The sequence below is a fragment of the Amycolatopsis sp. NPDC104775 genome, assembly GCF_055583325.1.
In genome coordinates this window covers 1,334,873-1,361,259 of the sequence record NZ_JBVJOE010000001.1, presented here as the reverse complement: position 1 = coordinate 1,361,259, position 26,387 = coordinate 1,334,873, and the positions used below count along the sequence as shown (strand labels likewise).

The window sequence follows — 26,387 nt, the reverse complement described above, 5'->3', positions numbered from 1 at the left end:
ACGGTTCACGATACGACGTCGGCGGGCGCGCGCGGTGCTGGGGACGCCGGAGGTGTCCTGGACAACAGCAGCGGCGAAACCCGGTACACGATCGCGAGCCCGCCGAGGGTGACCAGGGCGGCCGCGCCGTAGGCCCACGGCAGGACGTAGGAGCGGCCGTCGAAGGTGCCGCCGGTGGGCGGCAGCAGGAACGGCAGCCCGGCGCTGACGACCGTGGCGGCCACCCGGAACCGCGACGTCCCGGCCGCCGCGGCGAGCGGGATCACCGCCCACAGCAGGTACCAGGGCTGGAGGTTGATCTGCAGGATCATCGCCGCGCCCAGCGAGACGCCGAGGCCGATGATCGGCCGGTAGCGCCATTTGAAGCTGGCCCACAGGAATTTGACCGTGACGGCCGCGGTGATCACGTTGCCGAGCGTGCCGAGGATCGGCACCAGCGCGTCCGTGTGGTTGCCGAGCCCGAGCGCGATGCCGAGGACGCCGCTGAGGTTCGCGATCTCGGCGGTGGGGGAGATGAACGACCGCACCAGCCCCGGGGTGCTCGCCGTCGCGCCGATCCAGCCGAAGCCCAGCCCGGTGCCGACGCAGATCGCGGTGAGCACCACGCCGAACAGCACCGCCATCGGCGCGCCCGCCCACACCAGGTCTTTCAGCCGCCCGTGCCATCGGCGCGCCACCATCACCGAGAGGAACGGCAACGCCAGCACGGCCGGGATCTTCACGGTGGCGCCGATCGTGATGACGACGACGCCGAGCGCGATGAACAGCAGTTCGCCCTTCGCCAGCGGCGGCGGGCTGTCGCCTTTGACCCGCACCGGCAGCCGCCGGATGCCGATCTCCAGCCCGGCCACCATCAGCCCGATGGCCAGCGAATCGTTGTGCGCCCCGGCGACGAAATGGAAGATCAGCAACGGGTTCGCCGCGCCGAGCCACAGCGCGGTGGCCGGCTGCACGCCGAACCGCCGGGCCAGCCGCGGCACCGCCCACACGATCAGCAGCACGCCGACCATCGCGAGACCGCGCTGCAGCAGCACGCCGACGACGATGTTGTTGCCGCCGACCGGGGCCAGCCAGCCGCCGAGCCGCAGCAGCAGCGGTCCGTAGGGGGCGGGTGTCTCGCGCCAGATGTTGGTGACGCCCGCGGTGAGCGGGTCCGCGACGCCGAGCGCCTGCGCCGGGCCCAGCTGGTACGGGTCCATGCCGCGGTGCACGATCTCGCTCTGCGCGAGATAGCTGTAGACGTCGCGGGAGAACAGCGGCGGGATCAGCAGCAGCGGCGCGACCCACATCGCGACGGTGCGGGCGAGCTGGCCGCTGGTCGCGAGCCGGGCGCTCGCCGGACGGGCGAACCGGGCGAGCATCAGCCAGCTCAGCACCAGGATGCCCATCCCGGAGAAGGCGATCGCGAGCGAGACCGTCGGGATCCGGATGAACAGCCGCAGCACCGGCAGGTCCTGCACCGGGTTGATCACCGGCGCGGCCCCGGCCCCGAGCGAGCCGAGCGCGAGGAACAGCGAGCCGACCGTGCCGAAGCGCCGGACCACGTCGAGGCCGCGGGTCTCGGCGGCGTTCAGCGGATCGGTGCGGCGCGGGCCGACCGGGGACGGCGGGGCAGCGGTGGCGGCAGGGGAGACAGCGCTGCCGGAGACGCCGGAAAGGTCCGGTTCCGGGGCCCGCTGGTCCGGGTGCTCGCCGACTGCCACGTCCGGAAGCGTATCGAGTCCGGTCCGGGCGGCGTGGCGAGTCCGGCCGGAAGGCTGTTGCCGGGTGCGGTGAGGCGGGTTGCAGGGTGGTTCGGGAGTGGGCGGAGGGTGGATCGAGTCGGGTCGGGGCGGCGGGTCCGGGCGGAAGGTCGTGGCCGGGCGTGGCGGGGCGGGTGCGGCGTTTCGGTGGATTGAGAGGGGCGCGGATCAAGTCTGGTTCGGGCAGCATGGCGAGTCTGGCCGGGAGGCTGCTGGTGGGCGTGCCGCGGCGGATTGCGGGGTGGTTCGGTGGGGCGGGGCGTGTCGAGTCCGGTTTGGACGGCGTGGAGAGTTCGGCCGGAGGGCTGTGGGCGGGTGCGCCGGGGCAGGTTGCCGGACTGATCGGCGGATCGGAGCGGAAAGGCGGATCGGGTCCGTCCGGAAGATCGTTCTGGGTGTGCCGCGGCGGGTTGCCGGGCTGATTCGGCGGATCGGGGCGGCGGGGCGGAGCGGGTCCGTCCGGAAGATCGGTCCGGGCGCGCCGCGGCAGGTCGCCGCGCTGATCCGGCGAACCGGAGCGGATCGGCGGATCGGCTCCGGTTCCGCGTGAGTCGGGTCACTGCGCGAGACCCCGCCTTTGCCCGGCGGCCGGAAATAAGACACACTTGTGTTGTGAAAAAGAACGGGAGCACCGGCGAGGGGCGCGGCGAGCAGCCGCGCACCGGGTCCGCTGGCGTTCCCGTGCAGGTCAGCGCCGCGAACGTGGCCGAGGGCCGCACCCGGCACGAGGTCGCCCGGCTGCTGCTGGAGCAGGGGCCGATGACCGCCGCGGTGGTCGCCGAGCAGCTCGGGATCAGTCCCACGGCGATCCGGCGGCACCTCGACGCGCTGCAGGCCGACGGCGAGGCCGAGACCCGCGACGCCCCGCGCAGGGGCCCGCGCGGACGCGGCCGCCCGGCCAAGCTGTTCCTGCTCACCGAGGCGGGCCGGGCCCGGTTCGGGCACGCCTACGACGACCTCGCGTCCTCGGCCATCCGCTTCCTCGCCGAGCACGCCGGGCCGGACGCGGTGCGCGCGTTCGCCGAGCGCCGGGTCGAGGGACTCATCGGGCCGCACCGGCAGGCGATCACCGGATCGGATGATCCGGTCGAGCGCGCCGAGGCCCTCGCCGCCGCGCTGAGCAGGGAGGGCTACGCTGCCTCGACCCGCCAGGTCGGGGCGGGAGCCGCGGGCGCGCAGCTGTGCCAGCACCACTGCCCGGTCGCGCACGTCGCCGCGGAATTCCCGCAGCTGTGCGAGGCCGAGACGGAAGCGTTCGCGAAGCTGCTGGGCACCCACGTCCAGCGGCTGGCGACCATCGCGCGCGGAGACAACGCGTGCACCACACACGTACCCGCCGGACCGGCGGGTATCCCGGCCCATCCCGAGCCGGACCGCACGACGACGCCTGGAAAAGCGGTTCCGCCGCCGGAAGGGCACGCACCACGGATCCCGAATGGAGGGAAACCCGCATGACTGCCGCTGCCGAGCAGCGCACTCCCACCACCGAGCCGTTGAGCCAGGAAGAGACCATCGCGTCCCTTGGCAACTACGCCTTCGGCTGGGCGGACTCCGACGAGGCTGGCGCCAGCGCCCGCCGCGGCCTGAACGAGGATGTCGTCCGCGACATCTCCGCGAAGAAGTCCGAGCCCGAGTGGATGCGCGACGCCCGATTGAAGGCGCTCAAGCTGTTCGACCTCAAGCCGATGCCGAACTGGGGCGCCGACCTCTCGGGGATCGACTTCGACAACATCAAGTACTTCGTGCGGTCCACCGAGAAGCAGGCGGCCAGCTGGGAAGACCTGCCCGAGGACATCAAGAACACCTACGACAAGCTGGGCATCCCCGAGGCGGAGAAGCAGCGCCTCGTGGCCGGCGTCGCCGCGCAGTACGAGTCCGAGGTCGTCTACCACCAGATCCGCGAGGACCTGGAGGAGCAGGGCGTCCTGTTCCTGGACACCGACAGCGCGCTCAAGGAGCACCCGGAGATCTTCCAGGAGTACTTCGGCTCCGTGATCCCGGCGGGCGACAACAAGTTCTCCGCGCTGAACACGGCGGTGTGGTCCGGCGGCTCGTTCATCTACGTGCCGAAGGGCGTGCACGTCGAGATCCCGCTGCAGGCCTACTTCCGGATCAACACCGAGAACATGGGCCAGTTCGAGCGGACGCTGATCATCGTCGACGAGGACGCCTACGTCCACTACGTCGAGGGCTGCACCGCGCCGATCTACCAGTCGGACTCGCTGCACTCCGCGGTCGTCGAGATCATCGTGAAGAAGGGCGCCCGCTGCCGCTACACGACGATCCAGAACTGGTCGAACAACGTCTACAACCTGGTCACCAAGCGCGCCAAGTGCGAAGAGGGCGCCACCATGGAATGGGTCGACGGCAACATCGGCTCCAAGGTGACCATGAAGTACCCGTCGGTCTTCCTGATGGGCGAGCACGCCAAGGGCGAGGTCCTGTCGGTCGCGTTCGCGGGCGAGGGCCAGCACCAGGACGCCGGGGCCAAGATGGAGCACCTCGCGCCGCACACCTCCTCGACCATCGTGTCGAAGTCGGTGGCGCGCGGCGGCGGCCGGACCTCCTACCGCGGCCTGGTCAAGGTCGCGAAGCGGGCGCACCACTCGCGCTCCAGCGTGGTCTGCGACGCCCTGCTGGTGGACACCATCTCGCGGTCGGACACGTACCCGTACGTGGACATCCGCAACGACGAGGTGTCCATGGGCCACGAGGCCACCGTGTCCAAGGTCAGCGAAGAGCAGCTGTTCTACCTGATGTCGCGCGGCCTCGACGAGGCCGAGGCGATGGCGATGATCGTGCGCGGGTTCGTCGAGCCCATCGCGCGCGAGCTGCCGATGGAGTACGCGCTCGAGCTGAACCGCCTGATCGAGCTGCAGATGGAAGGGTCCGTCGGCTAAATGTCCGTCGCAGAGAACAACGTTTCGGAAGCCCTCCGCGAGGGGGCCGTCGTCCCGGCGGCCTCCCGCGCGGAGCGGTTCACCTCTTACGACGTCGAGGCCTTCGAGGTCCCCGGCGGGCGTGAGGAAAACTGGCGCTTCACGCCGATGAAGCGCCTGCGCGGCCTGCACGACGGTTCCGCCGTCGCCTCCGGCGAGATCACGCTGGAGACCGAGGCCGCGCCGGAGCTGAAGATCGAGACCGTCGGCCGCGACGACGCGCGCCTCGGCGAGGCGGGCGTGCCGAGCGACCGCATCGCGGCGCAGGCGTACTCGTCTTTCGCCAAGGCCACGATCGTCACCGTGCCGAAGGAGACCGAGGCGTCGAAGCCTTCGGTGCTGCGCGTCCACGGCCCCGGCGAGGGCAAGGTCGCCTACGGCCACCTGCAGGTGCGCGCCGAGGCGTTCGCCAGCGCGGTGATCGTGCTCGACCACGTCGGCTCCGGCACCTACGCGGACAACGTCGAGTTCGTCATCGGCGACTCGGCCAAGATCACCGTCGTCAGCGTCCAGGACTGGGCCGACGACGCGGTGCACGTGTCCGAGCAGCACCTGCGGCTGGGCCGTGACGCGACGCTCAAGCACACCGTGGTCACCCTCGGCGGCGACCTGGTGCGGGTGTCCCCGACCGCGACCTTCGCCGACAAGGGCGGCGACGTCGAGATGCTCGGCCTGTATTTCGCCGACGCCGGCCAGCACCAGGAACACCGGCTGTTCGTGGACCACGCGGTGCCGAACTGCAAGTCCAACGTGATGTACAAGGGCGCCCTGCAGGGCGACGACGCGCACACGGTGTGGATCGGCGACGTGCTGATCCGGGCGGCCGCCGAGGCCACCGACACCTACGAGCTGAACCGCAACCTCGTGCTCACCCCCGGCGCGCGCGCCGACTCGGTGCCGAACCTCGAGATCGAGACCGGCGAGATCGAGGGAGCGGGCCACGCGAGCGCCACGGGAAGGTTTGACGACGAGCAGTTGTTCTACCTCCAGTCGCGCGGGATCGGCGAGGAGGCCGCGCGGCGGCTGGTCGTGCGCGGGTTCTTCCACGAGATCCTGGCCCGCATCGGCGTGCCCGAGGTGCGCGAGCGCCTCGAAGCCGCGATCGAGGCCGAGCTCGAAGCCGTGGGCTCCTGAGCCCGTCGTCCGTCCACTTCAGACTCTTTTAGGAAAAGCAGAATGGCTACCCTGGAAATCAAGGACCTGCACGCGTCGGTGAACACCGACGAAGGCGCCAAGGAGATCCTCAAGGGCGTCAACCTGACCATCCGGTCCGGCGAGACGCACGCGATCATGGGCCCGAACGGCTCCGGCAAGTCCACCCTGTCCTACGCGATCGCCGGCCACCCGAAGTACACGGTGACCTCCGGCGAGGTGCTGCTGGACGGCGAGAACGTGCTCGAGATGAGCGTCGACGAACGCGCCCGCGCGGGCCTGTTCCTCGCCATGCAGTACCCGGTCGAGGTGCCCGGCGTCTCGATGTCTAACTTCCTGCGCACCGCGGCCACCGCGGTCCGGGGCGAGGCTCCCAAGCTGCGCCACTGGGTCAAGGAGGTCAAGGAGGAGATGGGCAAGCTCGGCATCTCCCAGGAATTCGCCGAGCGCTCGGTGAACGAGGGCTTCTCCGGCGGCGAGAAGAAGCGCCACGAGATCCTCCAGCTGGCGCTGCTCAAGCCGAAGTTCGCCATCCTCGACGAGACCGACTCCGGCCTGGACGTCGACGCGCTGCGCGTCGTGTCCGAGGGCGTCAACGAGTACAAGGCGGGCAACGAGGTCGGCGTCATGCTGATCACGCACTACACCCGCATCCTGCGGCACATCACCCCGGACTTCGTGCACGTGTTCGCCGACGGCCGCGTCGTCGAGTCCGGCGGCCGCGAGCTGGCCGACGAGCTGGAGGAGAACGGCTACGTCAAGTACGTCGGCTCTCCCGAACCGGCCAAGGCCTGACCCTTTCCGCGCCCCGTTCCCGACGACACCGAGAGAGAGGAGTTGGCTCGATGACCACCACGGCTTCGAACAGCCCGACCAACTCTGTTCCCCTTGACGTGGCGGCACTGCGTGCCGACTTCCCGATCCTGACGCGCACCGTGCGCGACGGGAAACCCTTGGTGTACCTGGACTCCGGAGCGACCTCGCAACGGCCGGTGCAGGTGCTCGACGCGGAACGGCGGTACGTGTTCACGTCGAACTCGGCCGTGCACCGCGGTGCCCACCAGCTGTCCGAAGAGGCCACCGACGCCTACGAATCCGCGCGCGCGAAGGTCGCGGAGTTCGTCGGCGCGGACCCGGAGGAGCTGGTGTTCACCAAGAACGCCACCGAGGGCATCAACCTCGTGGCGTACGCGATGAGCAACGCCGCCACCGCCGGGCCGGAGGCGGAACGCTTCCGGATCGGCGAGGGCGACGAAATCGTCATCACCGAGATGGAGCACCACGCGAACCTGGTGCCGTGGCAGCAGTTGTGCCAGCGCACCGGGGCGACGCTGAAGTGGTTCAAGGTCACCGCCGAGGGCAGGCTCGATCTGTCCGATATGGACAGTGTGATCACGCCGCGCACCAAGGTGGTCGCGTTCGCGCACCAGTCCAATGTGCTCGGCACGGTCAACCCGGTGGCGAAGCTGGTGGCCAAGGCCAAGGAGGTCGGCGCGCTGACCGTCCTCGACGCCTGTCAGTCGGTGCCGCACTTCCCGGTGGACTTCCACGCGCTGGGCGTCGACTTCGCGGTGTTCTCCGGGCACAAGATGCTGGGCCCGTCCGGGATCGGCGTGCTGTACGGCCGGACCGAACTGATCGAGGCGATGCCGCCGTTCCTGACCGGCGGCTCGATGATCGAGCTGGTCACGATGGAGCGCACCACGTTCGCCGCGCCGCCGCAGCGGTTCGAAGCCGGGGTGCCGATGACGTCGCAGGCGATCGGCCTCGGCGCGGCGGTGGACTACCTGTCCGCCATCGGGATGGACCGCGTCGCGGCGCACGAGCACGAGCTGGCCGCCGCGGCGATCGCGGGCATCAGCGAGATCCCCGGCGTGCGCATCATCGGGCCGACCGATCTGGAGGACCGCGGCGCGACCGTCGCGTTCGTGATCGACGGCGTGCACCCGCACGACGCCGGCCAGGTGCTCGACAGCCTCGGCATCGCCCTGCGGGTGGGGCACCACTGCGCGTGGCCGCTGCACCGGGCCTGTTCGGTGCCGGCGACCGTGCGGCCGAGTTTCTACCTGTACAACACCCTGTCCGAAGTGGACGCTCTGGTCGCCGGGATCCGCGAGGCGCAGAAGTTCTTCGGAGTGGGCCAGTGAACCTGGAGAGCATGTACCAGGAGATCATCCTGGACCACTACAAGAACCCGCACGGGCGCGGCCTGCGCGATCCGTTCGACGCGGAGTCGTTCCAGGTCAACCCGACCTGCGGCGACGAGATCACCTTGCGGGTGAAGGTCAGCGACGGCAAGGTCGAGGACGTGTCCTACGACGGGCAGGGCTGCTCGATCAGCCAGGCGTCCGCGTCGGTGCTGACCGACCTGGTCGTCGGGCACACGGTCGACGAGGCGTTCGCGACCATGGACGCCTTCGTGGAACTGATGCAGGGCAAGGGCAAGGTCGAACCGGACGAGGACGTACTGGAGGACGGCGTCGCGTTCGCGGGCGTCGCGAAGTACCCGGCGCGCGTGAAGTGCGCCCTGCTCGGCTGGATGGCGTTCAAGGACGCGGTCTCCAGTACCACCACAGGAGCTGAGAAGGCATGAGCGAAGAGACGGTCACCGACCCGCGCGAGGGGCGCACCGCCGCGGACCTGCCCGAGCAGGCCGCCGTCCCCGCCGACATCGCCAAGATCGAGGACGTCGAGGAAGCGATGCGCGACGTCGTCGACCCGGAACTCGGCATCAACGTCGTGGACCTCGGTCTGGTCTACGACATCCGGGTGGAAGCCGACAACACCGCGACGCTGGACATGACGCTCACGTCCGCGGCCTGCCCGCTGACCGACGTGATCGAGGACCAGACGTCGGCGGCGCTGACGTCCGGCGGTCTGGTGAACGACTTCCGGATCAACTGGGTCTGGATGCCGCCGTGGGGCCCGGAGAAGATCACCGACGACGGCCGCGAGCAGTTGCGGGCGCTCGGTTTCACGGTCTGAGGATCGCTTGCGAAGGCCGCTTCCGGTTCGCCGGGGGCGGCCTTCGGCGTATCCGGAGTGGTGCGTTCGGGCGTACCTGGGCGGAACGCCGGATTCTGTCGGTACCGGGTGCTATCACTGATCAATGACCGAACCCGTGCCCGAATCCGTGTCCGAAGCCGAAGAAAGACCGAGCCGCGGCTTGGCCGTGGGAGCGGTGTCCGTGGCCGCGGTGAGTTTCGCGCTCGCGGTGCTGACCTGGCTGGCCTGGCTGCTGGTCCGGCCCCGGCTTCTGACGACCGGGGTGTACCCGATCGTGGCCGAAGTGTTCATTCTGGTGCTCGGCGCGCTGTGGTTCGCGGCGCTGCTGGCCGGGGTGCTGGCGGTGGTGCTGGGGATGCTCGGCGGGGGACGGCGCTACGGCGGCGACCTGGCCCGCAAAGGCGCGCTGCTGGGCGGGCTGACCGTGGTGGTGGCGCTGGCCGGGACGGTCGCGTTCACGGTGAGCCCCGGCCTGATGCCCGTTTATGGCGACAGCGGACGGCCGCTCAATTCGATCCTCCGCGAATGAATACCGTATAACGACCTATACGGCCGCACGGGTTGCCTATGTCCATTATGGACAGATCAGGATAATCCGCCCGGACGATGCCCGGCCGCGTAACGGATTCTCGGCAGCCGCCGATCCTCGCGAGGTGATCGACGGTTCTCCGGCCCCGCCGCCGGGTTCCCGCGCCCCTCGCCGGTTTTCGGCGGTGCTGGCGCTGTTCGTCGTGGTCGCGCTGGCCGGGGTGGCCGGGTGCGGGTCTGGGTTGCTGACGGTGTTCAGCTATCGCTGGGTGAAGGTGCCGACGAACGTGATGGCGCCCGCTGTGCCTGCCGGGACGGTGATCATGATCGGCAAGCGAGAGCGGCAGCTCTACCACCGCGGCGACGTGGTGCTGGCGCGCATGCCCGCGCATCAGGGCGACCGGGCTTTTACCGTGCTGGGCCGGGTGATCGGCGTCGGCGGCGACGACGTGCGTTGCTGCGACGAGAAACACCGGATCGTGGTGAACGAAAAATCCGTCGACGAGTCCTACTCGAGCGGTGACGGACCCACGTTCCGCGCGCTCGTGCCAAAGGGCGCGGTCTTCGTGGCCGGTGATCGGCGTGATCTCGGCTGGGACTCCCGAAACGTGGAGGCCAGCGGACTGGACGGCTCGATCCCGCTGTCCGAGGTGTACGGGGTGGTCGTGGCCGCCGGGCCGAATCGGTGGTGGGTGCGCACACTGCCGCCGACGACGGCGTTCACGGCGGCGGGATTGCCGAGTGCGCCGGAAGCCGATCAAGGGCCGTTCCTGGGGCGGGTACTGGCCGGGGCGGGAGCGGGGGTGTTCCTGATCGGGTTCGTGGGCGCTGTGGTGACGGGTGCGCGCCGGGGCCGGAAACGGCGTCGGTAAATCGTCGCCGCGGGGTCGGTCCCTGCCGCGTAACGACTGTCCGGCGTCGGGAGAGCGCCGCAGCGGGGTCGCTCACCGCCGGGTAACGACTGTCTGGTGCGAGCCGATGATCGCTTTGTGACAGAAGGCTTCCCTGCTGCTCCGCCTCCGGCCGTGCGTGTGCCGCGCCGGTTTCCCTGGTTGCTCGCGGTCTTCGCGGTGGTCGCGATCGCGGGGTCGGTCGTGGCGGTGACCGGGCTCGTCAAGGTGTTCAGCTACCGGTCGCTCACCGTGACTGGCAAGGCGATGGCGCACACCATGGTTCCGGGCGAGCGGGTGGTCTTCGGGTTGCGCGAGGGCCAGGAGATCCATCGCGGCGACGTCATCGTCTTCAACGCCAGTGCGTTCCGCGACGGACGGCGCGGGATGTTCCTGCAACGCGTGATCGCGGTCGGCGGCGATGAGGTCGAGTGCTGCGACCTGCAGCACCGGATCAAGGTGAACGGCAAGTCGATCGACGAGCCTTACGCGGTCGGCGAGCAGACGCCGTTCTACGCGAAAGTGCCGCAGGGCACGGTGTTCACGGCGGGGGACCAGCGGGACCTCGCGGACGACTCCCGGTGGCGCGTCAACAATCCCGGTGGCGGTGCGGTGCCGCTGTCCGAAGTGCACGGAGTCGTCTCGGCGACCGGTAACCTGTTCTGGGTCAAGGAAATCCCGCCGACGACCGCGTTCACCGACGCCGGGCTGCCCGGCGCGACCGAGCCGGATTCCGGGCCGGTGACCGGCCGGATTCTCGCCGGAGCCGGGGCGGGAGTGTTCATCATCGGGTTCGCCGGTCTGCTCGTGACTGCCTTCCGGAGCGCCGGAAGACGACGAAAAGCAGCCGCAGTCCCGCCAGTGCGCTGATCATCAGCAGGTTGTAGCCGAACACGTGGTTCAGCGTCAGCCCCGGCACCAGCTGCGGGCCGCTCGAACTGGCCAGCAGCAGCACGGCCATGAGCCCGGTCGCGATGCCGACCAGCGCCAGCAGCACCTCGTGCACCAGGCCGGTGACCAGGTCGCGGTCGCGTTCGTCGGAGAACAGCCGAAGGTTCACCGACAGCCTGCCTTCTTCCAGCGCCGCGCCGATCCGGTCGATCCGGCGCGGCAGGCGGCGCAGCACCGGCAGCAGTGCGGTGAATTCGTCGGTGACGGTGCGGCGCAGGGTTTCCGGGCGCAGGCCGAGGCGGTCGGTGGCGAACGCGCGGGATTCGGCGACCAGATCGAAGTCCGGGGCGAGCGTCGCGAGGGTGCCTTCCATGGTCGCCAGCGCCCGGAACACGGCGGCGATCGGCGGCGGGACGGCCAGCCGGAAGTCGGCGATGACGCGGAACAGACCGGTGAACAGGTCGAGACCGGGCGTCCTGCCGGGTCCGAAGTGGCGGGCGAGCAGGGTGCCGAGGGCGCGTTCCAGGCGTTGCTCGTCGAGGTCGTCGGGGCGGTGGACGATGTCCAGCAGTCCGTCGCGGACACCGGCCGGATCGCCGCGGTCGACGGCGGGCAGCAGGGCTTGCAGACCGGCGCGCAGCCCGGTGTCGAGGCGGCCGACGGAACCGAAGTCGAGCAGGCCGAGGGTGCCGTCTTCGAGCAGCAGAACGTTGCCCGGGTGCGGATCCGCGTGGAACACCCCGCCCAGCAGCACCTGGTCGAGCAGGCCGCGCAGGAAGGTGCGGGCCAGGTCTTCGCGGGAGCGCCCGGAACAGGTGGACAGCGGTTTGCCGTCGAGCCGTCGCATCACCAGAACGCGCTCTGTGGACAGTGCTTTGTGGACAGTCGGCAGGGTGACGCCGGGGATCGGATGCGCGGCGATGGCTTCGATGTTCGCGGCTTCGGTGCGGAAATCGAGTTCGTCCTCAAGGGATTCGGCGAATCCGTCGGCCAGCTCCAGCACGCCGAGGGAACGCGCCCAGGCCGCGCGTTCGTACAGCACGGCGGCGAGGCGGCGGACGATGTCGATGTCGCGTTCCACCTGTTCGCGGATTCCGGGCCGTTGGACCTTCACGACGACCTCGGCGCCGGAGCGCAGCCGAGCACCGTAAACCTGCGCGATCGACGCTGCGGCAAGGGGTTTGTCGTCGAAGTGGGCGAAGGCGGCGAGGTCGATTTCTTCGTCCAGCAGAGCGCGAACCTCGTCTTCGGGCGCGGGCGGAACCTGATCGTGCAGCCGGCTGAGTTCGCGGATGTACACCGGAGGCAGGAGATCCGCGCGAGTGGAGAGAAGCTGGCCGAGTTTCACGAACGTCACGCCCGCTTCTTCGAGTGCCAGCCGCAGTGACCGCGCGAGTTTCGCCGAGCCGTCGGGATCCGCGGTGCGACGGCCGGTGAGGAACGAGCCGAGGCCGTGGCGGATCGCGATGCGCATGATCCGGGAGTAACGCCGGGTGCGGGCCGCGCGGGACCGCAGCGACCGCATCCGGGCGAACAACCCCGGCCCGCCGGACGGGATCGCGAGTTCGGCGACGAAAAGGACCAGCAGCGTCACCGCGAGCGCGCTGCCCGCCAACGGGACCAGCAGTCCGATCGCGACCCCGGCGTTGGTCAGGACGGCGATCGGGAACAGCCGGACGACGGTGCCCGCGACGATCCAGCCCGCGAGCGCCGCGCCGAGCGCCCGGACGAGACCGACGCGCACCCCGAGCACTTTGCGGGCCGCGGCGACGAGCGGCCACAGCGCGACGACATAGGCCAGCAGGCCGAGCAGCAGCGTTTGCATGCCGACCAGGACACCAGCGCGGCGGCACGCGCGGATCCAGCCGGGGCGGGACGGGCCTCCCTCTCGCGGGGGAGCGTCCTACTTTCGGACGTAGTCGCCACTGGTGGTGAACTTCTAACGTCATCCAGCGGACAAAGGGTTGCTTGCTTTCCCGATGAGCTACGGAGGACACGATGCACGCACGAGGGTTCCGGCGGATCGCCGCGCTGGCCGCGGTCGCCGCCGCGCCGTTCGGTCTCGGCCTGGCCACCGCACCCGCCGCGTCCGCCGCCGCGGCGACCACCGTCTACTACAGCTCGGCCGGCGCGCCGGACTACCTCGCGCAGATCGACCAGGGCGCGGCCAACTGGAACGCCGCGGTCAGCGACGTGCGGCTGGTGAAGGACGAGGGCAAGGCGACGGTCGTGATCCACGAGGTGCACAGCGGCGGGTCGTACACGCAGACCGACGGGCACGGCAACGGCGACGTCTACCTGGACACGAGCCAGGTCGCCGAGGGCTACGACCCGACCCGCATCGCCGCGCACGAACTCGGCCACAACCTCGGCCTGCCGGACCACTACGAGGGTCCGTGCACCGAGCTGATGTCCGGCCACGGCCCGGGCACGTCGTGCACCAACGCCAAACCGGACGCGCAGGAAGCGGCGAAGGTCCAGCAGTTGTGGGCCAACGGAGTCCGGGCCGCGGGCACCCGGGTGACCACGACTGTCTACTGAGGACGATGCGCGGGCCGGAGCGGATCCGGCCCGCGCGCTCATTCCGCCCGCGGCAGGAAGCTCGGGCTGACGCACAGCATCTGGTAGTCCTTGAGGAACGGCTTTCCCGCCTCCGGCACCGGTTTCGGTTCGCTGAGCACCGAGAGCCGGAATCCGGCCTCGGTGAACGCGTCCGCCGGGATTGACGAAGCGGTGGCGGCCAGTCTTGAGTATGCCGGTGCTGACGTCGAATCCCGCCACCTCTAAGCCGCTTTCGCGCAGCGCGACAGTCAGCGGTTCGGTGCCGTAACCCGCGTCGAAAATCCGCCCTCCGGCCAGCGTCAGTACGGCGGGCTGCTCGTGCCAGGCGTACTGGATCTCGACGTCCGGTGAGACAGTGCCGGGTCTCCGACAGAAAATTCGGCGGCCGGGTCCCGCCCAGGAGGGAGGCGTCCGGCGAAACCGCCTGTCAGGATTGGCGGGTGCGTTTCTTCCGTCCGCTGGTCAGCGCGGTCACCTATCGCCGGTGGGTGTACTTGATCCTCGGTGCCGCGCTCAGCGTGCCGTATCTGCTGCTCGCCATGGTCGCGATGCCCGCGTTGGTGCCGTTCGCTACGACGATGGGGTGGGCGAGTCCCACCGGGTTCGTCGTGATGCTCGTCGTGCTCGGCGCGACCGCGTTCCTGCCCGCGGTGCGGGTGCTGGAGGCCGCGGCGGTGCGGGAATTGCTCGCTCAGCCCGCGCCCGGCCGCGGACGGCTGCGGTGCGCGACGATGTTCGTGCTGCACGTCGTGACCGGTCTGTTCACCGGGCTCGCGACGCTCGCGGTGCCGGCTGGGTTCGGCTTCGCGATCAACGCGGTCTTCACGGGTCGGCTTGTCGACACGCCGGATTTTCACCTGACGGTTCCGCGCGGTTGGGCTTCGGCGTGGCTGCCCGCGGTCTTCGCGGTGGCATTCGTAGTGCTGGTCTATGCCGTGTGGGGCGTCGGCGGATTGCTGCGCCGCGCGGCGGCTCGGTTGCTTGGCTGGTCCGCCGCCGAACGCATCGCGCAGCTCGAACGTCGTACCGATCAGCTCGCCGAGCGCACGCGGCTCGCACGCGAGCTTCACGATTCCGTCGGGCACGCGCTTTCCGTGGTCACGCTGCAAGCCGGGGCTGCGCGCAAGACGTTGCACACCGACCCCGGCTTCGCTGAGGAAGCGCTCACCGCGATCGAGGAATCCGCCCGCACCGCGCTCGACGACCTGGACCACGTGCTCGGCCTGCTTCGCGACGAAGCCCGCGACCGGACCCCGCACGCGGGCCTCGCCAACCTGCCCGCGCTGATCACCGTCACGCAGCAGTCCGGCACGGATTGCCGCTACGAACTGGAGGGCGACCTCGCGAAAGTGCCCGCGGTGGTTTCCCGCGAGGTGTACCGGATCCTGCAGGAATGCCTCACGAACGCGGTGCGGTACGCGGGCAAGGTGCCGGTCAGCGTCGCGGTGACGGTCGCGGAGGGACAGTTGCGGGCCGCGGTGGCGAACCCGCTCGGCGCGGCCCGGCCCTCGCGCGCCCGCGGCGGACGTGGGCTGCGGGGCATGGCGGAGCGGGCGGAACTGGTGGGTGGCAAGCTGTCCGCGGGGCCGGTGGGCGAAAACTGGGAGGTCGTGGTGACGGTGCCGTGGGGGAACCGGTGAGCGTGCGAGTCCTGCTGGTGGACGACGAACGGCTGATCCGGGCCGGGCTCCGCGCGATCGTGGACAGCGAACCGGACCTGACCGTGGTCGGCGAGGCGTCCGACGGCGCGGAAGTGCCCGGGCTGGTCGCGCGGCTGCGGCCGGACGTCGTGCTGATGGACGTGCGGATGCCCGCGGTGGACGGGATCCGCGCGACCGAGCATCTGCTGTCCACTGTGGAGGATCCGCCGAAGGTGATCGTGGTGACCACCTTCGAAAACGACGACTACGTGTATGACGCGTTGCTCGCTGGCGCGAGCGGATTTCTGCTGAAACGCGCCCGGCCGGAGGAAATCGTCGCGGGGATCCGCACGGTGCTGGCGGGGGATTCGCTGCTGTTCCCCGCCGCGATCCGGGGCATGGCCGCGCGCCGTTCGCCGAGTGCTGCGGCCCCGCTGGACTTCCTGACCGAACGGGAACGCGACGTGCTGCGCCTGATGGCGGCGGGACTGTCCAATGGGGAAATCGCCGCGGAGCTGTTCCTGGGGGTGCAGACGGTGAAGACACACGTCGGGAACGTGCTGTCGAAACTGGGCGCGCGGGACCGGACGCAGGCGGTGATCCGGGCGTACGAGTCGGGATTCGTCAGGCCGAACGGCTGATGGCGACGTCCCGGCCGATGCCTCGCAACACCTCGACCCGGTCGCTGCCGGGGCGGCTGAGGACCCAGCTGGAGCCGGGGACGGCTTTGGCACGTTTCTTGAGCGGTGCGAGCAGCCGGGAAGCGTCCCGATAGGACGGAATGGAGCCGCTGCCGCAGACGAGGGTGGCCAGGGAGACCGTGACCGGCATGCCCTCGGCGGACCAGTGGGTGTCGAGCAGAGCCGCGGCGACCGTGCCGATCTCGTCCACGTCGCACACGATCAGGAAATCGTCGCCGCCGACGTGGCTCACCCGCATCCGCGGCAGCCGCCGGGAAAGGTCGGTGAGGGTTTCGCCTAGCGCGCGGATCAGGTCGTCGCCCGCGGCGAACCCGGCGTTGTCGTTGACCGACTTGAACGCGTCGACGTCCAGCCACGCCGCCACGAACGGCTCGCCGCTGGCGATCCGGCGTTCGACGTCGCGCGCCGCCGCCTCGCTGCCCGGCAGCCGGGTGAGCGGGCTGAGCGTGACCGCTTCCTCGACCTTCGCCTCGGCGACCCCGCGCACGACCTCGGTCACCAGCACGACACCGAGGCAATGCCCGGCCGCGTCGACCACCACGACGTCGTCGCCGGTGCGGCCCCAGTCGGCGTCGGTGACCAGTTCGAGGAACTCCAGCGCGCTCGCGCCCGCCTCGATCAGATGCGGTTTGTCCGCCAGCCGCGCGGCGGCGCGTTTCGCGTGCAGGGCGTGCCCGTACGGACCGGTGATCGTCACGAGGAACCGCGTCCGGTCGACCGACCACTGTGGACGGTTGTCCGCGTCGACGCCGACCACGCCGCTGGGCGCGTCGGCCGCGGCGAGCACCTCGCGGACGTCGTCGCAGGTCGCGTCGACCGGCAAAGTCGTTGCGGGGCGCAGGAAATCGCCGACGCGCGGGGCCTGCGGCGGGGCGGGCGAGCGCCGGTCCTCGGGAAGGACCGCGCCGGAGGCCGCCGCGGACCGGTGCGCGGCGGGCGGGGCGAGCAGGTTGCCCTGCGCGATCCGGACGCCGAGGCTCTGCGCCGCGTCCAGCTGCGACTCGGTCTCGATCCCGGTCGCGACCAGCCGGATGTTCGTGCGCGTCGTGTAGTGCAGCAGCGCCTCGACGACGGCGGTCGACGCCGGGTCGCCGGGCAGGCCGCGCAGCACGCTGCGGTCGAGCTTCACCAGGTCCACCGGCGACTGCGCGAGCAGCGCCAGCGGGAGGTCGCCGCGGCCGAGGCCGTCGAGAGCGAGCCGGAAGCCCAGTTCGGTGAGCGCGCGCATGCCGTCGAGCAGGCGGCCGGTCGGCAGGTGCGTGAACGGCGGGCCGATCTCGAGCACCACGTCGCGGGTGCGCCGTCCGGCCGTGCCGAGTTCGGCGATCAGCTCGTCGAAGGTCTCCAGCGGCGACGCGAGGGTGCGCGCGGAGACGTTGAGGTGCAGCGGGAGCGCGCTGGGCCGCTCGGCCTCCTGGCGCACCGCGGCGGCGGCCAGCCCGAGGTCGACCTCGGCGAGCCGGCCCGCGCGGCGGGCCTCGGCGAGCAGTTCGTGCGCCGTGCCCCGGCCCGGCCGGGCCAGCGCTTCGTACGCGACGACCCCGCCGGTGTGCAAGCTGTACATCGGCTGGAAGGCGAATCGGACCGCACGCAGCGTCGTCACGGACGCGATACTGGCACCGCCGAAGGCCGCCGCGAAACCGTTGTCAGCTGATGTTCACCAGCGCGGCACTTTGGCCACCGGAACGGAGTAACAAAATGCATTTCCGTTCCCTCGATCGGGAAGGGGAAAATTCCCGGCGCCGCCTCAGCCGAGCAGTCTCCGGCGCAGCCCGGCCGGAGCCGTCCGGAACAAGTTTGCCATGGTCGCGACGGTGCCGGGCAGGTCGGCGCGGCCCGAGGTGAACGCGCGCTGCGCCGGGACCGGAAGAGCGAAGAACAGGTCGAAAAATTGCGCTGACTGAGCGGGTGACATTCCGCACAATGCACGGAGTCCGTGGCGGCGCAAGGCATGCACGGCACGGGCTTCGGGCGGCCACAATGCCTTCCGGGCAGCACTGGCCGCGGCCGCCGGGCCCGCGTCGAACGCGCTCGCGAGAGCCTCCGCGACGCGCGGCGCGAGGTGCAGTGCGGCCGCGAGGCTGTAGCCGGTCGCCGGGTGCACGAGCGCGCCCGCGACCCCGAACGGCACCGCCTGGCCGCGCTTCGGCAGCGGGACGTCGAGCACGATCCGCACCCGCTCGACCCGGCCCGCCGGAGCGATTCCGGCCGCGGCGAGCCGCCCGTGCAGCCGGCGGGCGAGTTCGGCCACCGGAAGCCCGGGCTTACGGGCCAGCGACGTCTCCTCGACCAATACGGAGCCGTCGCCGAGGGGCAGGACGTAGCGGAAGCTGTCCGTGCCGTCGCGCCAGTCCATGAATACGGCGGCGTCGGGCGGGGCCAGTCGCTCGGCCTGATCCGCGGGCAGCACGAGCCCGTACGCGGTCTGCTCGGCTCGCGGGGGACGGAGCTTGGGCGCGCCGGACGCGTCCACGAACACCGCCGCCGCCAGCCGCCTGCCGTCGGCGAGCAAGACCGTCGAACCGTGCGGTCCGTGCTCCGCGCCGGTTGCCTTGCCTGCGATGACCTGGACCTCCGGTTCGGTGAGCCATTCCCGCAGCCCGGCGTTGTCGAGCACCCGGTACCCCCGGTCGATGCGGTGCTCGCGGGTCCCGAACGCCAGCGTCGTCGCCGGAGCCGCCGCGACCGCTTCGTCCGGCAGGTCCGGCACTTCGTCCGCCCACAATCCGTAAGTGTTCGGCCACTTCCGGTGCGGATCCGGGTCGAGCACGGCGGTCTCCAGGCCCCGCCGGGCGCACGCGGCCGCCAGCGCCCGTCCGGCCGGGCCGCCGCCCGCCACCAGCACGTCGGTCATCCCGCAATCCTGCCGGACGGCCGGATACGGTGAGACACATGGACGAGACCGATCCGAGGGCAGCTCGCCGGGACCCGCAGAACGGGGCAGGCGGGTTCACCGATCTGGCGACCAGCCCGTTCCGCGTCGACCGGGACCGGATCACCGCGTCGCCGTTCTTCGCGCGGCTCGGCGGGGTCACCCAGGTGGTGAGCGCGGGCGGGGCCGGGCTGCTGCACAACCGGCTGACGCACAGCCTCAAGGTCGCGCAGGTCGCGCGCGGGATCGCGGAGCGGATCACCGGGTCGAGCGAACCGGCCGAACTGGCCGCGAAACTCGGCGGCTGCGACCCGGACGCGTGCGAGGCCGCGGCGCTGGCGCACGACCTCGGGCACCCGCCGTTCGGGCATCTCGGCGAGCAGACCCTGGACCGGATCGCGCGGCACCGGTTCGGCCTCGCCGACGGGTTCGAGGGCAACGCGCAGTCGTTCCGCATCATCACCACGACCGACGTCCGCGGTCCGTCCGCCATCGGCCTCGACCTGACGACCGCGGTCCGCGCCGCGGTCTTGAAATACCCGTGGGCCCGCCTGCACTACCCGCAGCCGCATCCGACCGAGATGCCGTTGCCGCCCCGCGGCGCCGCCGAGCCCGACGACGCCCCGGGCACCGGCGCGAGCAAGTTTTCCGCCTACGTCACGGAATTGGACGACTTCGAGCAGGCGCGGGCCCCGTTCGCCGGGCGGATCGAGCCGTGGCAGCAGACGGTGGAAGCGTCCGTGATGGACACTGCCGACGACATCGCGTACGCGATCCACGACCTGCAGGACTTCCACCGCATCGGCGTCCTGCAACACGCGCCCGTCGCCGCCGAACTGGGGGAGTGGCTGGCGCACGCCGTCGAGCTGGCGTCTCTGGACGACGCCCGGCTGACCGCGGAGATCCGCCGCCCAGGCCGTTCCCTGGAGCGGATGCGCCGCCGGATGCACCTGAAAGACAGCTGGATCGTGGACGACGACGCCTTCGCCGCGGCGGTCGCGCGCGTGCAGCGCGAACTGGTCGACGGCCTGCTCGCGGACGGTTTCGACGGTTCCACCGAAGCCGAGCAAGCGACCGCCGCGTTCTCGGCGAACTGGATGGCGCGGCTGGTGGACGGGGTTTACGTCCTGCCGTCGCCGCCGATCCGGTCCGGGCACGTCTCGCTGCGGCCCGCGCAATGGCACGAGGTGCAGGTCTTGAAGTTCGTCCACCGTCGGTTCGTGCTGCTGCGCCCCGATCTCGCCCTGCACCAGCGCGGCCAGGCCAGCCTGGTGACGACGCTGGTGGACGCGCTCGACGCGTGGCTGCTCGATCGCGATGAGGCCTCCCGTCTGCCGCGCCGGCTGCACGACCTGATGGAACTGGCGCGCGAGGAGTACGCGGACCTGGCCCGGACCGCGCCGGAGCTGCTTGTCGGTGCCACCGGGGAGCGGATCGAAGGCGCGGACGCGGTGCGCGGGCTGGCCCGAGGCCGGGCGGTGGTCGACTTCGTGGCTTCGCTGACCGACAAGCAGGCGGTGACGTTGCTGGACGCCTTGTCGGGCCGGTCGAGCCAGCCTTGGTCGGACTCCTTCGTGCTGTAAATCGGTTGCGCTCGCTGGGGCTTGATCAGCACGGTAGGCGGATGCCTTTTGCGATCCGGGAAGCCGGAGCCGGCGATTGGCCGGGGATCTGGCCGATCATCCGGGATGTGGTGACCGAGCAGCGGACGTTTCCCTACGACCCGGCGATGACCGAGCCGGAAGCCCGCCGGCAGTGGCTGGTCCCCGCCCCGGCGCGGGTCGTCGTCGCGGTCGACGGCGACCGGGTGCTGGGCACGGCGAACATGTACGCCAACCGGCCCGGCCCGGGCAGCCACGTCGCTTCGGGGAGCTTGATGGTGTCCCGGGACGCGCGCGGTTCGGGTGTGGGGCGGGCGCTGGCGGTCGACCTGATCGCCTGGGCTCGGCGGACCGGGTTCGCGGCGATTCAGTTCAATGCGGTGGTCGAGACGAATGCGCCCGCGATCCGGTTGTACGAGAGTCTCGGGTTCGTGACGCTGGGGGTGGCGCCGGGAGCGTTCCAGCATCCGGTCGAGGGACGGGTGGGGTTGCGGATCATGTGGCTGGAGCTGTGACTCGCTTCGCGGAGGTTTTCGCTCTCGACGCCCGGCTGCCCGGCCAAGTGTTCCGGGAGCCGCTGGGGGATTCGCTGTTCTGCGAGTACGACGTGGTGCTTGCCCCGGAACTCTGGCCCGCGCTCCGCGAAATGGCCCGCTGGCACGGCGACGACCGGATCGACCTCCTGGTGCTGGAACCCGGTGACCGACGGACGGTTTCGGTGCCCGCGGAGGCGGACGAGGACGCTTACTGGGCGGCGATCGGCCCTGGATCGGGGGCCGCCGGGATATGGGAGAAACCTGCCAAGTGAGCGCGTAGGGCCTGGTCAGGCGTCGCCGCGTTGGTGGAAGGAGCGGGCTCGTTCGTTGTGCCAGGTGATGCCGGCGTGGATCTGCGCGACCGTCAGGCCGGTCTCCGCGGCCAAGAACGCGTCTTCGATGTACCGGCCCGGATTCTCGCTCACTGCCCGCAGAACCTTTCCTGCCCGCAGTTCCGAGTCGACGTACGGACGTCGGCGGTACTACTCGGCCAGCTCGTTCACATGCTGTTCGGAACAGGCACTGACCAGCCGCTTTCCGTCCATCGACGGGCTGCTCGCCTGGAGCGCCGAGGAATCCGGCACGACAGCGAACAGCGCGGTCTCGTCACCGACGAGCGTGCCGCTTCCGTGTCATGCCAGTCCTCCTGCGAGTGGGTTTCACCGGTACAGACGGGCGCGGCGCGGAAACCTCATCGGTGCGCGATCTGCGCCGGCATGCCGGATAGCGGACCTGCGGGAGCGGATACCGGTGTCGATCGCCTTCGTGGTGCCGAAGAAGGCAGAAAACGTGCGGCTTGCCGGTCGGTTCGGCCGTCCGCAGGCCTGCGCGCTCTCGAAATCGCACCTGTTCTTTCGGACTGGAAGGGCCGACCCGCCGAGGTCGTTCCGGGCTTCGCTCCGCCGGGCACGCATGAGGGCGCCGTCCAAGTGAAACCCGCGCTCGGCATCCGGCGATGCGGTCGCCGGATGCCGAGCGCGCCCCGGTCAGCAGATCGCGCGCGGAATCAGCACAGATGGCCAGTGAACACCGATTCCAGAACGCGGTCGGCGGGCCCGACCGGGATGTCGATAAACGGCTGCGTGTCGCAGAAATTGTAGCCGCCGCCGCCGAAATAGTTCACGCGAACCTCGACGTGGGTGTTCCAGTCGCAGTGCTTGTAATACGCCGTGTTGGCGTCCTTCCACTGGCCGCAGGGCGAGTCGATCAGGCTCGCCCCGTCGTGCGGAGCCGCTTGGGAGACGGCGGGCGAGGCGATGGTCGCGAGGGCGATCCCCGTTGCCGCCAATAAGCTGGTCGAGAGTCTCATTTTTCACGCCTTTCGGTTGGGTTTTGCCGGAATTCCGCGAAATCTGCATCTGTTCGGCTGTGCGCGCCATCCTCGCGGAATGAGGTGACGGTCACCGGTGCTTGTTTAGTGCGGACGGGTTGTTTCGGGTCGGCCCGTGGACGGTGAACAATCAATTCGTGAACAATCAGCGAGGCAGGACAGGGGGTGGGGCATGGCGCGACGGGAGCGGCCGCTCGACAAAGGGGACAGTCCCCTTCTGCGGTTCGCGGCCGATCTGCGCGGTCTCCGGGAGAAGGCCGGGCACCCCACTTATCGGGAACTCGCCGGCCGGCTGCACTACTCGACCGCGTCGTTGTCCGGTGCGGCGGCGGGCCGGAAGCTGCCGAGCCTGGCGGTGACCCGTGCCTATGTGCGCGCCTGCGACGGCGACGTGGCCGAATGGGAGCGGCGCTGGCACGCACTCGCGGCCGAACTCGCGACGGCCGGTTCGCCGGCCGCCGACGCCGGCTCACGGTCGCCCTACGTCGGTCTTGCCGCGTTCCAGCCCGAGGACGCGGCGTGTTTCTTCGGCCGCGAAGACCTGGTGGTCGAGACCGGGGAACGCCTGCGCGGCAACCGGATGATCACCGTGTTCGGGGCTTCCGGTGCCGGCAAGTCGTCCCTGCTGCGGGCCGGGCTGGTTCCCCGGCTCCGGGATGCCGGGCACCTGGTCGTGCTGCTGGCGCCGGGGCCATCCCCGCTGGAGGAGTGCGCGGTCCGCCTCGCGCGAATCACCGGCGCCGCACCGGAATCCGTCGATGCCGGACTGCGCGCGGACCGGCGCGCCCTGCACCTCCTGGCACGGCGCGCGCTGGCGGACCGGCAGGCGGAGGCCGAGCTGGTGCTGGTGATAGACCAGTTCGAAGAGGTCTTCACGGTGTGCCGGGACCCGGCGGAGCGGATCCGGTTCATCGAGGCGCTGACCGCGGCCGTCGCCGCGCCGAGCAGCCGTTGCCGGGTCGTGCTCGGGATTCGCGCCGACTTCTACGCCCATTGCACCGCCCATCCCGGCCTGGTGGCCGCGCTGCGGGACGGCCAGGTCGTGGTCGGTCCGCTGAACACGGAGGAGTTGCGGCGGGCGATCACCCAGCCCGCGATCCGCGACGGTTGCGCGATCGAGAGCGCGCTCCTGGCCGAACTGGTGGCGCGGACGGACGGGCGGGCCGGGGTGCTGCCGCTGCTTTCGCACGCGCTGCGTGAAACCTGGAAACGGCGGCGCGGCAACACTCTCACCCTAGGCGGCTACCTGGCCGCGGGCGGCATCCACGGCGCGTTGGCGCAGACCGCCGAATCCATCTACAACGAGCTGGCCGAGCACCAGCGACGACTGGTGAAAGCGCTGTTTCTCCGGCTTGTCGCGCTGTGCGAGGGAACCGAGGACACGAAGCGGCGGATCGCCAGGGACGAACTGGACGTAGCCGACCCGGACACGGCCGCGGTGCTGGAACGCCTGGCGAGCGCCAGGCTGCTCACTCTCGCGGAAAGCAGCGTGGAGATCGCCCACGAGGCGCTGATCGCGTGCTGGCCCCGATTGCGCGACTGGATCGCCGAGGACCGCGAAGGTCTGCGGGTGCACCGCAGGCTCACCGAAGCCGCCGGGACGTGGATCGCCCTCGGGCGGGATTCCGGCGCACTGTACCGGGGCGCCCGGCTGGAGCAGGCCCGGGACTGGGCGGCGACCGCCGACGTGGTTCTCGGCCCCGTCGAACGAGAGTTCCTCGACGCCAGCCTGGCCGCCGAGGACAGGGAACGCGAGGCGGCCAGACGCCGCGCTCTCAGGCTGAGGCAATTGGTGGCGCTGCTGAGCATACTGCTCGTCACGGCGATCGCGACCACTCTGACCGCGGTACGCGCGCAACGCACGGCGGTCGAAAGCCGCAACGTTCTGTTGTCGCAAAAGGTGGCCGCCGAGGCAGTCTCCCTGCGCGCCACCGATCCGGCGCTGGCGGCGCAGCTCAGCCTCGCCGCCTACCGGCTGGCGCCCTCCGCCCAGGCGTACAACGGGGTGCTCGGCACCTTCGGCGCCAGCTACGCGACCCGGCTGACCGGACACACCGGCAGCGTCGAGCGAGTGGCCGTCAGCCCGGACGGCCGGACCCTGGCCACTGCGAGCGAAGACCACACCGTACGGCTGTGGGACATCGCTGATCGGCACCGTCCCGCATTGTCGGCGACGCTCACCGCGCACACCGACCGGCTCTGGTCGGCGGCCTTCAGCGCGGACGGCAAGATCCTCGCGACCGGCGGCAACGACCGGACTGTGCGCCTTTGGGACGTAACCGATCCGAGACGGCCGGGCGAACTGGCCCAGCTGACCGGACACACCGACAGCGTCATCGCGATCGCGTTCAGCCCGACCGAGCCGGTACTGGCTACCGCGGGCAAAGATCGCACCGCGCGCCTGTGGGATGTCCGAGACCCCCGGCGTCCGCGCGAACTGAATATGCTGATCGGGCATACCGACCTGGTGAACACGCTCGCGTTCACCCCGGACGGCGCCACCCTGGTCACCGGAAGCTGGGACCGCACGGTCCGGCTCTGGCGGCTCGCCGGCGCCGGCCGGGCCGGAGACCCGGCAGTGGTCGCCGCGGACGCCGGAATCGACCGGGTCGCGGTCAGCCCCGGCGGCGCCGTGCTGGCCACGCTGACCCGTGACCACGTCATTCGCTTGTGGAGGCGCACCGGCAGCGGGTCGCTGGAGAATCTGGCCACCCTGCCCGACGCCTCGGACGCCCATGCGCTGGCGTTCAGCCCGCGCGGCGACACGCTCGCGATCGCCGGCCTGGACCGTACTGTCGCCATGGTGGATGTCACCGATCCGCGGAACCCCAAGCGGCTCGTGGTGCTCAGCGGGCACACCGGCCCGGCCGTCGCGGTCGCGTTCACCCCCGACGGCCACACCCTGGTCTCCGGCTCGGTGGACCGTTCGGTCCGGCTGTGGGACCTGGCCGGGCGGGTGCTCGCCGGCCACTCCGACTCCGTCTACGGCGTGGCCTACCGACCCGACGGCCGTGTCCTGGCCAGCGCCGGCTACGACGGCACAGTGCGGCTGTGGGACCTCGCCGGAGAACCCCAGGAACTGCCCACGCTCACCGGGCACCGCGGCGCGGTGAACGCGGTGGCCTTCAGCCCCGACGGACGCACGGCGGCGACCGCGGGTTACGACCGCACCGTGCGCCTGTGGGACCTGAGCGACCCTCGGCGCCCAGTCCGGCGGTCGGTGCTGACCGGACACACTGACTCGGTGAACGCGGTGGCGTTCAGCCCGGACGGCCGCACACTGGCCACCGGTAGCGCAGACCACTCGCTGCGGCTGTGGGACGTGGCCGGCGGCCAGCAACGAGCCGTGCTCACCGCCGCCGCTGACGTCGACAGCGTCAATTCCGTGGCGTTCAGCCCAGACGGAAACCTGCTGGCCGCAGCGGATTCCGGCCTCAAAGCACGGCTGTGGGACCTGCACGACCCGCGGCAGCCGTCGGAACTTCCCCCGTTGACCGGCCATACCGACAATGTGAAGTCAGTGGCGTTCAGCCCCGACGGCCGGACCCTGGCCACCGGAAGCTCGGATCACAACGTGCGCCTCTGGGACATGACCGTGCCGGGACACACCGCCCAGCCGATCACGCTGTCCGGGCACACCGACATCGTGCACGCGGTGGCGTTCAGCCCGGACGGCCGGACCTTGGCCTCCGCCAGCGCGGACCTCACCGTGCGGCTGTGGAGCGTCGCTGACCGGCACACGCCGCGGGAACTGGCGACCCTGGCGGCGCACACCGACCGCGTCTACGCCGCGGCCTTCGCCCCCGACGGCCACACGCTGGCCACTGGCGGGCAAGACCATCTGGTCCGCCTGCTGGAATCCGACATCGACCACGCGGCGAACGGCATCTGCGCGATGGCGGCACCGGCGATCAGCGCTGAGGAATGGCACCGGTATTTCCCCGACCTGCCCCGCGAACTTCCCTGCTGACCCGGCGAGCGGACATCGCCTCGAGCC

Annotated in this window: 23 protein-coding genes; 17 read left to right on the top strand and 6 right to left on the bottom strand. The window is 70.7% G+C overall.

From position 1 onward, the window contains the following. Positions 1-5 precede the first annotated feature (5 nt). On the bottom strand, positions 6-1,574 hold the full coding sequence (mptB, locus tag ACZ63D_RS05925; protein ID WP_465353699.1) for a polyprenol phosphomannose-dependent alpha 1,6 mannosyltransferase MptB: 1,569 nt from the start codon (positions 1,572-1,574) through the stop codon (positions 6-8). Positions 1,575-2,354: 780 nt separating this feature from the next. Here mptB and ACZ63D_RS05920 point away from each other — a divergent pair. The 10 genes from ACZ63D_RS05920 to lepB (ACZ63D_RS05875) all read left to right on the top strand — a co-directional run bounded on the left by ACZ63D_RS05920 (position 2,355) and on the right by lepB (ACZ63D_RS05875) (position 11,127). Beyond that, entirely contained in the window at positions 2,355-3,197 is an 843-nt protein-coding gene (locus tag ACZ63D_RS05920; RefSeq protein WP_465353167.1) for a helix-turn-helix transcriptional regulator, read from the top strand. Further along, the gene (gene sufB, locus ACZ63D_RS05915) at positions 3,194-4,642 is read left to right on the top strand and encodes a Fe-S cluster assembly protein SufB (RefSeq protein ID WP_465353166.1); all 1,449 of its coding nucleotides are present in this window, start codon (positions 3,194-3,196) and stop codon (positions 4,640-4,642) included. The genes ACZ63D_RS05920 and sufB overlap by 4 nt, the downstream gene beginning before the upstream one ends. Then, on the top strand, positions 4,643-5,815 hold the full coding sequence (gene sufD, locus ACZ63D_RS05910; RefSeq protein ID WP_465353165.1) for a Fe-S cluster assembly protein SufD: 1,173 nt from the start codon (positions 4,643-4,645) through the stop codon (positions 5,813-5,815). It begins immediately after the preceding gene. A 42-nt stretch (positions 5,816-5,857) separates the two neighbouring features. After that, positions 5,858-6,628 (top strand): Fe-S cluster assembly ATPase SufC, encoded by a 771-nt coding sequence (gene sufC / locus ACZ63D_RS05905; RefSeq protein ID WP_465353164.1) that lies wholly within the window; start codon positions 5,858-5,860, stop codon positions 6,626-6,628. A gap of 50 nt (positions 6,629-6,678) precedes the next feature. Continuing rightward, positions 6,679-7,980 carry a cysteine desulfurase gene (locus ACZ63D_RS05900; RefSeq protein ID WP_465353163.1) on the top strand — a complete coding sequence of 434 codons (1,302 nt, stop codon included), beginning with the start codon at positions 6,679-6,681 and terminating at the stop codon, positions 7,978-7,980. Then, entirely contained in the window at positions 7,977-8,426 is a 450-nt protein-coding gene (gene sufU / locus ACZ63D_RS05895; protein ID WP_009075916.1) for a Fe-S cluster assembly sulfur transfer protein SufU, read from the top strand. The genes ACZ63D_RS05900 and sufU overlap by 4 nt, the downstream gene beginning before the upstream one ends. Continuing rightward, positions 8,423-8,818 carry a metal-sulfur cluster assembly factor gene (locus ACZ63D_RS05890; protein WP_465353162.1) on the top strand — a complete coding sequence of 132 codons (396 nt, stop codon included), beginning with the start codon at positions 8,423-8,425 and terminating at the stop codon, positions 8,816-8,818. Before sufU ends, ACZ63D_RS05890 begins: the two co-directional genes overlap by 4 nt. A gap of 124 nt (positions 8,819-8,942) precedes the next feature. After that, entirely contained in the window at positions 8,943-9,368 is a 426-nt protein-coding gene (locus ACZ63D_RS05885; protein WP_465353161.1) for a hypothetical protein, read from the top strand. Positions 9,369-9,492: 124 nt separating this feature from the next. Then, positions 9,493-10,239: a signal peptidase I gene (lepB, locus tag ACZ63D_RS05880; RefSeq protein ID WP_465353160.1), complete on the top strand. Its 747-nt coding sequence runs from the start codon at positions 9,493-9,495 to the stop codon at positions 10,237-10,239. A gap of 117 nt (positions 10,240-10,356) precedes the next feature. Beyond that, entirely contained in the window at positions 10,357-11,127 is a 771-nt protein-coding gene (lepB, locus tag ACZ63D_RS05875) for a signal peptidase I (RefSeq protein ID WP_465353159.1), read from the top strand. Here lepB (ACZ63D_RS05875) and ACZ63D_RS05870 read toward each other — a convergent pair. After that, the gene (locus tag ACZ63D_RS05870; RefSeq protein ID WP_465353158.1) at positions 11,042-12,973 is read right to left on the bottom strand and encodes an ABC1 kinase family protein; all 1,932 of its coding nucleotides are present in this window, start codon (positions 12,971-12,973) and stop codon (positions 11,042-11,044) included. The genes lepB (ACZ63D_RS05875) and ACZ63D_RS05870 overlap by 86 nt on opposite strands. A gap of 173 nt (positions 12,974-13,146) precedes the next feature. On the opposite strand from ACZ63D_RS05870, the gene ACZ63D_RS05865 reads away from it, so the two are divergent. The 3 genes from ACZ63D_RS05865 (at position 13,147) to ACZ63D_RS05855 (ending at position 15,991) form a co-directional block, all read left to right on the top strand. Beyond that, a complete protein-coding gene (locus ACZ63D_RS05865; RefSeq protein WP_465353157.1) occupies positions 13,147-13,689 on the top strand; it encodes a snapalysin family zinc-dependent metalloprotease in 543 nt (180 codons plus the stop codon). Positions 13,690-14,150: 461 nt separating this feature from the next. Next, on the top strand, positions 14,151-15,350 hold the full coding sequence (locus tag ACZ63D_RS05860) for a sensor histidine kinase (RefSeq protein ID WP_465353156.1): 1,200 nt from the start codon (positions 14,151-14,153) through the stop codon (positions 15,348-15,350). Next, positions 15,347-15,991 carry a response regulator transcription factor gene (locus tag ACZ63D_RS05855; RefSeq protein WP_465353155.1) on the top strand — a complete coding sequence of 215 codons (645 nt, stop codon included), beginning with the start codon at positions 15,347-15,349 and terminating at the stop codon, positions 15,989-15,991. The genes ACZ63D_RS05860 and ACZ63D_RS05855 overlap by 4 nt, the downstream gene beginning before the upstream one ends. Here ACZ63D_RS05855 and ACZ63D_RS05850 read toward each other — a convergent pair. Both ACZ63D_RS05850 and ACZ63D_RS05845 read right to left on the bottom strand, forming a co-directional pair. Beyond that, positions 15,975-17,654: an EAL domain-containing protein gene (locus tag ACZ63D_RS05850; protein WP_465353154.1), complete on the bottom strand. Its 1,680-nt coding sequence runs from the start codon at positions 17,652-17,654 to the stop codon at positions 15,975-15,977. The genes ACZ63D_RS05855 and ACZ63D_RS05850 overlap by 17 nt on opposite strands. A gap of 144 nt (positions 17,655-17,798) precedes the next feature. Beyond that, positions 17,799-18,905: a lycopene cyclase family protein gene (locus tag ACZ63D_RS05845; RefSeq protein WP_465353153.1), complete on the bottom strand. Its 1,107-nt coding sequence runs from the start codon at positions 18,903-18,905 to the stop codon at positions 17,799-17,801. Positions 18,906-18,943: 38 nt separating this feature from the next. On the opposite strand from ACZ63D_RS05845, the gene ACZ63D_RS05840 reads away from it, so the two are divergent. The 3 genes from ACZ63D_RS05840 to ACZ63D_RS05830 are packed head-to-tail and all read left to right on the top strand — an operon-like array spanning position 18,944 to position 21,332. After that, on the top strand, positions 18,944-20,506 hold the full coding sequence (locus ACZ63D_RS05840) for a deoxyguanosinetriphosphate triphosphohydrolase family protein (RefSeq protein WP_465353152.1): 1,563 nt from the start codon (positions 18,944-18,946) through the stop codon (positions 20,504-20,506). Between the two features lie 41 nt (positions 20,507-20,547). Continuing rightward, a complete protein-coding gene (locus tag ACZ63D_RS05835; protein ID WP_465353151.1) occupies positions 20,548-21,039 on the top strand; it encodes a GNAT family N-acetyltransferase in 492 nt (163 codons plus the stop codon). After that, the gene (locus tag ACZ63D_RS05830; protein ID WP_465353150.1) at positions 21,036-21,332 is read left to right on the top strand and encodes a hypothetical protein; all 297 of its coding nucleotides are present in this window, start codon (positions 21,036-21,038) and stop codon (positions 21,330-21,332) included. Before ACZ63D_RS05835 ends, ACZ63D_RS05830 begins: the two co-directional genes overlap by 4 nt. A gap of 15 nt (positions 21,333-21,347) precedes the next feature. On the opposite strand, the gene ACZ63D_RS05825 is transcribed toward ACZ63D_RS05830, so the two are convergent. Together ACZ63D_RS05825 and ACZ63D_RS05820 are read right to left on the bottom strand one after the other, a co-directional pair. After that, complete coding sequence (locus ACZ63D_RS05825; RefSeq protein WP_465353149.1) at positions 21,348-21,485, bottom strand: hypothetical protein; 138 nt, start codon at positions 21,483-21,485, stop codon at positions 21,348-21,350. 581 nt (positions 21,486-22,066) lie between these two features. Beyond that, positions 22,067-22,369, bottom strand: a complete 303-nt coding sequence (locus ACZ63D_RS05820; protein WP_465353148.1) for a DUF6355 family natural product biosynthesis protein — start codon at positions 22,367-22,369, stop codon at positions 22,067-22,069. Between the two features lie 193 nt (positions 22,370-22,562). Between ACZ63D_RS05820 and ACZ63D_RS05815 the strand changes: the two genes are divergently transcribed. Beyond that, positions 22,563-26,360, top strand: a complete 3,798-nt coding sequence (locus tag ACZ63D_RS05815) for an nSTAND1 domain-containing NTPase (protein ID WP_465353147.1) — start codon at positions 22,563-22,565, stop codon at positions 26,358-26,360. Positions 26,361-26,387 lie beyond the last annotated feature (27 nt).

What these genes read in the sequence shown, in the direction of transcription:
- ACZ63D_RS05845 (WP_465353153.1), bottom strand. Translation starts at nt 18,905, where the DNA reads ATGACCGACGTGCTGGTGGCGGGCGGCGGCCCGGCCGGACGGGCGCTG.
- ACZ63D_RS05815 (WP_465353147.1), top strand. Translation starts at nt 22,563, where the DNA reads ATGGCGCGACGGGAGCGGCCGCTCGACAAAGGGGACAGTCCCCTTCTG.
- ACZ63D_RS05890 (WP_465353162.1), top strand. Translation starts at nt 8,423, where the DNA reads ATGAGCGAAGAGACGGTCACCGACCCGCGCGAGGGGCGCACCGCCGCG.
- sufD (WP_465353165.1), top strand. Translation starts at nt 4,643, where the DNA reads ATGTCCGTCGCAGAGAACAACGTTTCGGAAGCCCTCCGCGAGGGGGCC.
- ACZ63D_RS05900 (WP_465353163.1), top strand. Translation starts at nt 6,679, where the DNA reads ATGACCACCACGGCTTCGAACAGCCCGACCAACTCTGTTCCCCTTGAC.
- sufB (WP_465353166.1), top strand. Translation starts at nt 3,194, where the DNA reads ATGACTGCCGCTGCCGAGCAGCGCACTCCCACCACCGAGCCGTTGAGC.
- ACZ63D_RS05840 (WP_465353152.1), top strand. Translation starts at nt 18,944, where the DNA reads ATGGACGAGACCGATCCGAGGGCAGCTCGCCGGGACCCGCAGAACGGG.
- ACZ63D_RS05835 (WP_465353151.1), top strand. Translation starts at nt 20,548, where the DNA reads ATGCCTTTTGCGATCCGGGAAGCCGGAGCCGGCGATTGGCCGGGGATC.
- ACZ63D_RS05865 (WP_465353157.1), top strand. Translation starts at nt 13,147, where the DNA reads ATGCACGCACGAGGGTTCCGGCGGATCGCCGCGCTGGCCGCGGTCGCC.
- ACZ63D_RS05820 (WP_465353148.1), bottom strand. Translation starts at nt 22,369, where the DNA reads ATGAGACTCTCGACCAGCTTATTGGCGGCAACGGGGATCGCCCTCGCG.
- ACZ63D_RS05870 (WP_465353158.1), bottom strand. Translation starts at nt 12,973, where the DNA reads ATGCAAACGCTGCTGCTCGGCCTGCTGGCCTATGTCGTCGCGCTGTGG.
- sufC (WP_465353164.1), top strand. Translation starts at nt 5,858, where the DNA reads ATGGCTACCCTGGAAATCAAGGACCTGCACGCGTCGGTGAACACCGAC.
- ACZ63D_RS05885 (WP_465353161.1), top strand. Translation starts at nt 8,943, where the DNA reads ATGACCGAACCCGTGCCCGAATCCGTGTCCGAAGCCGAAGAAAGACCG.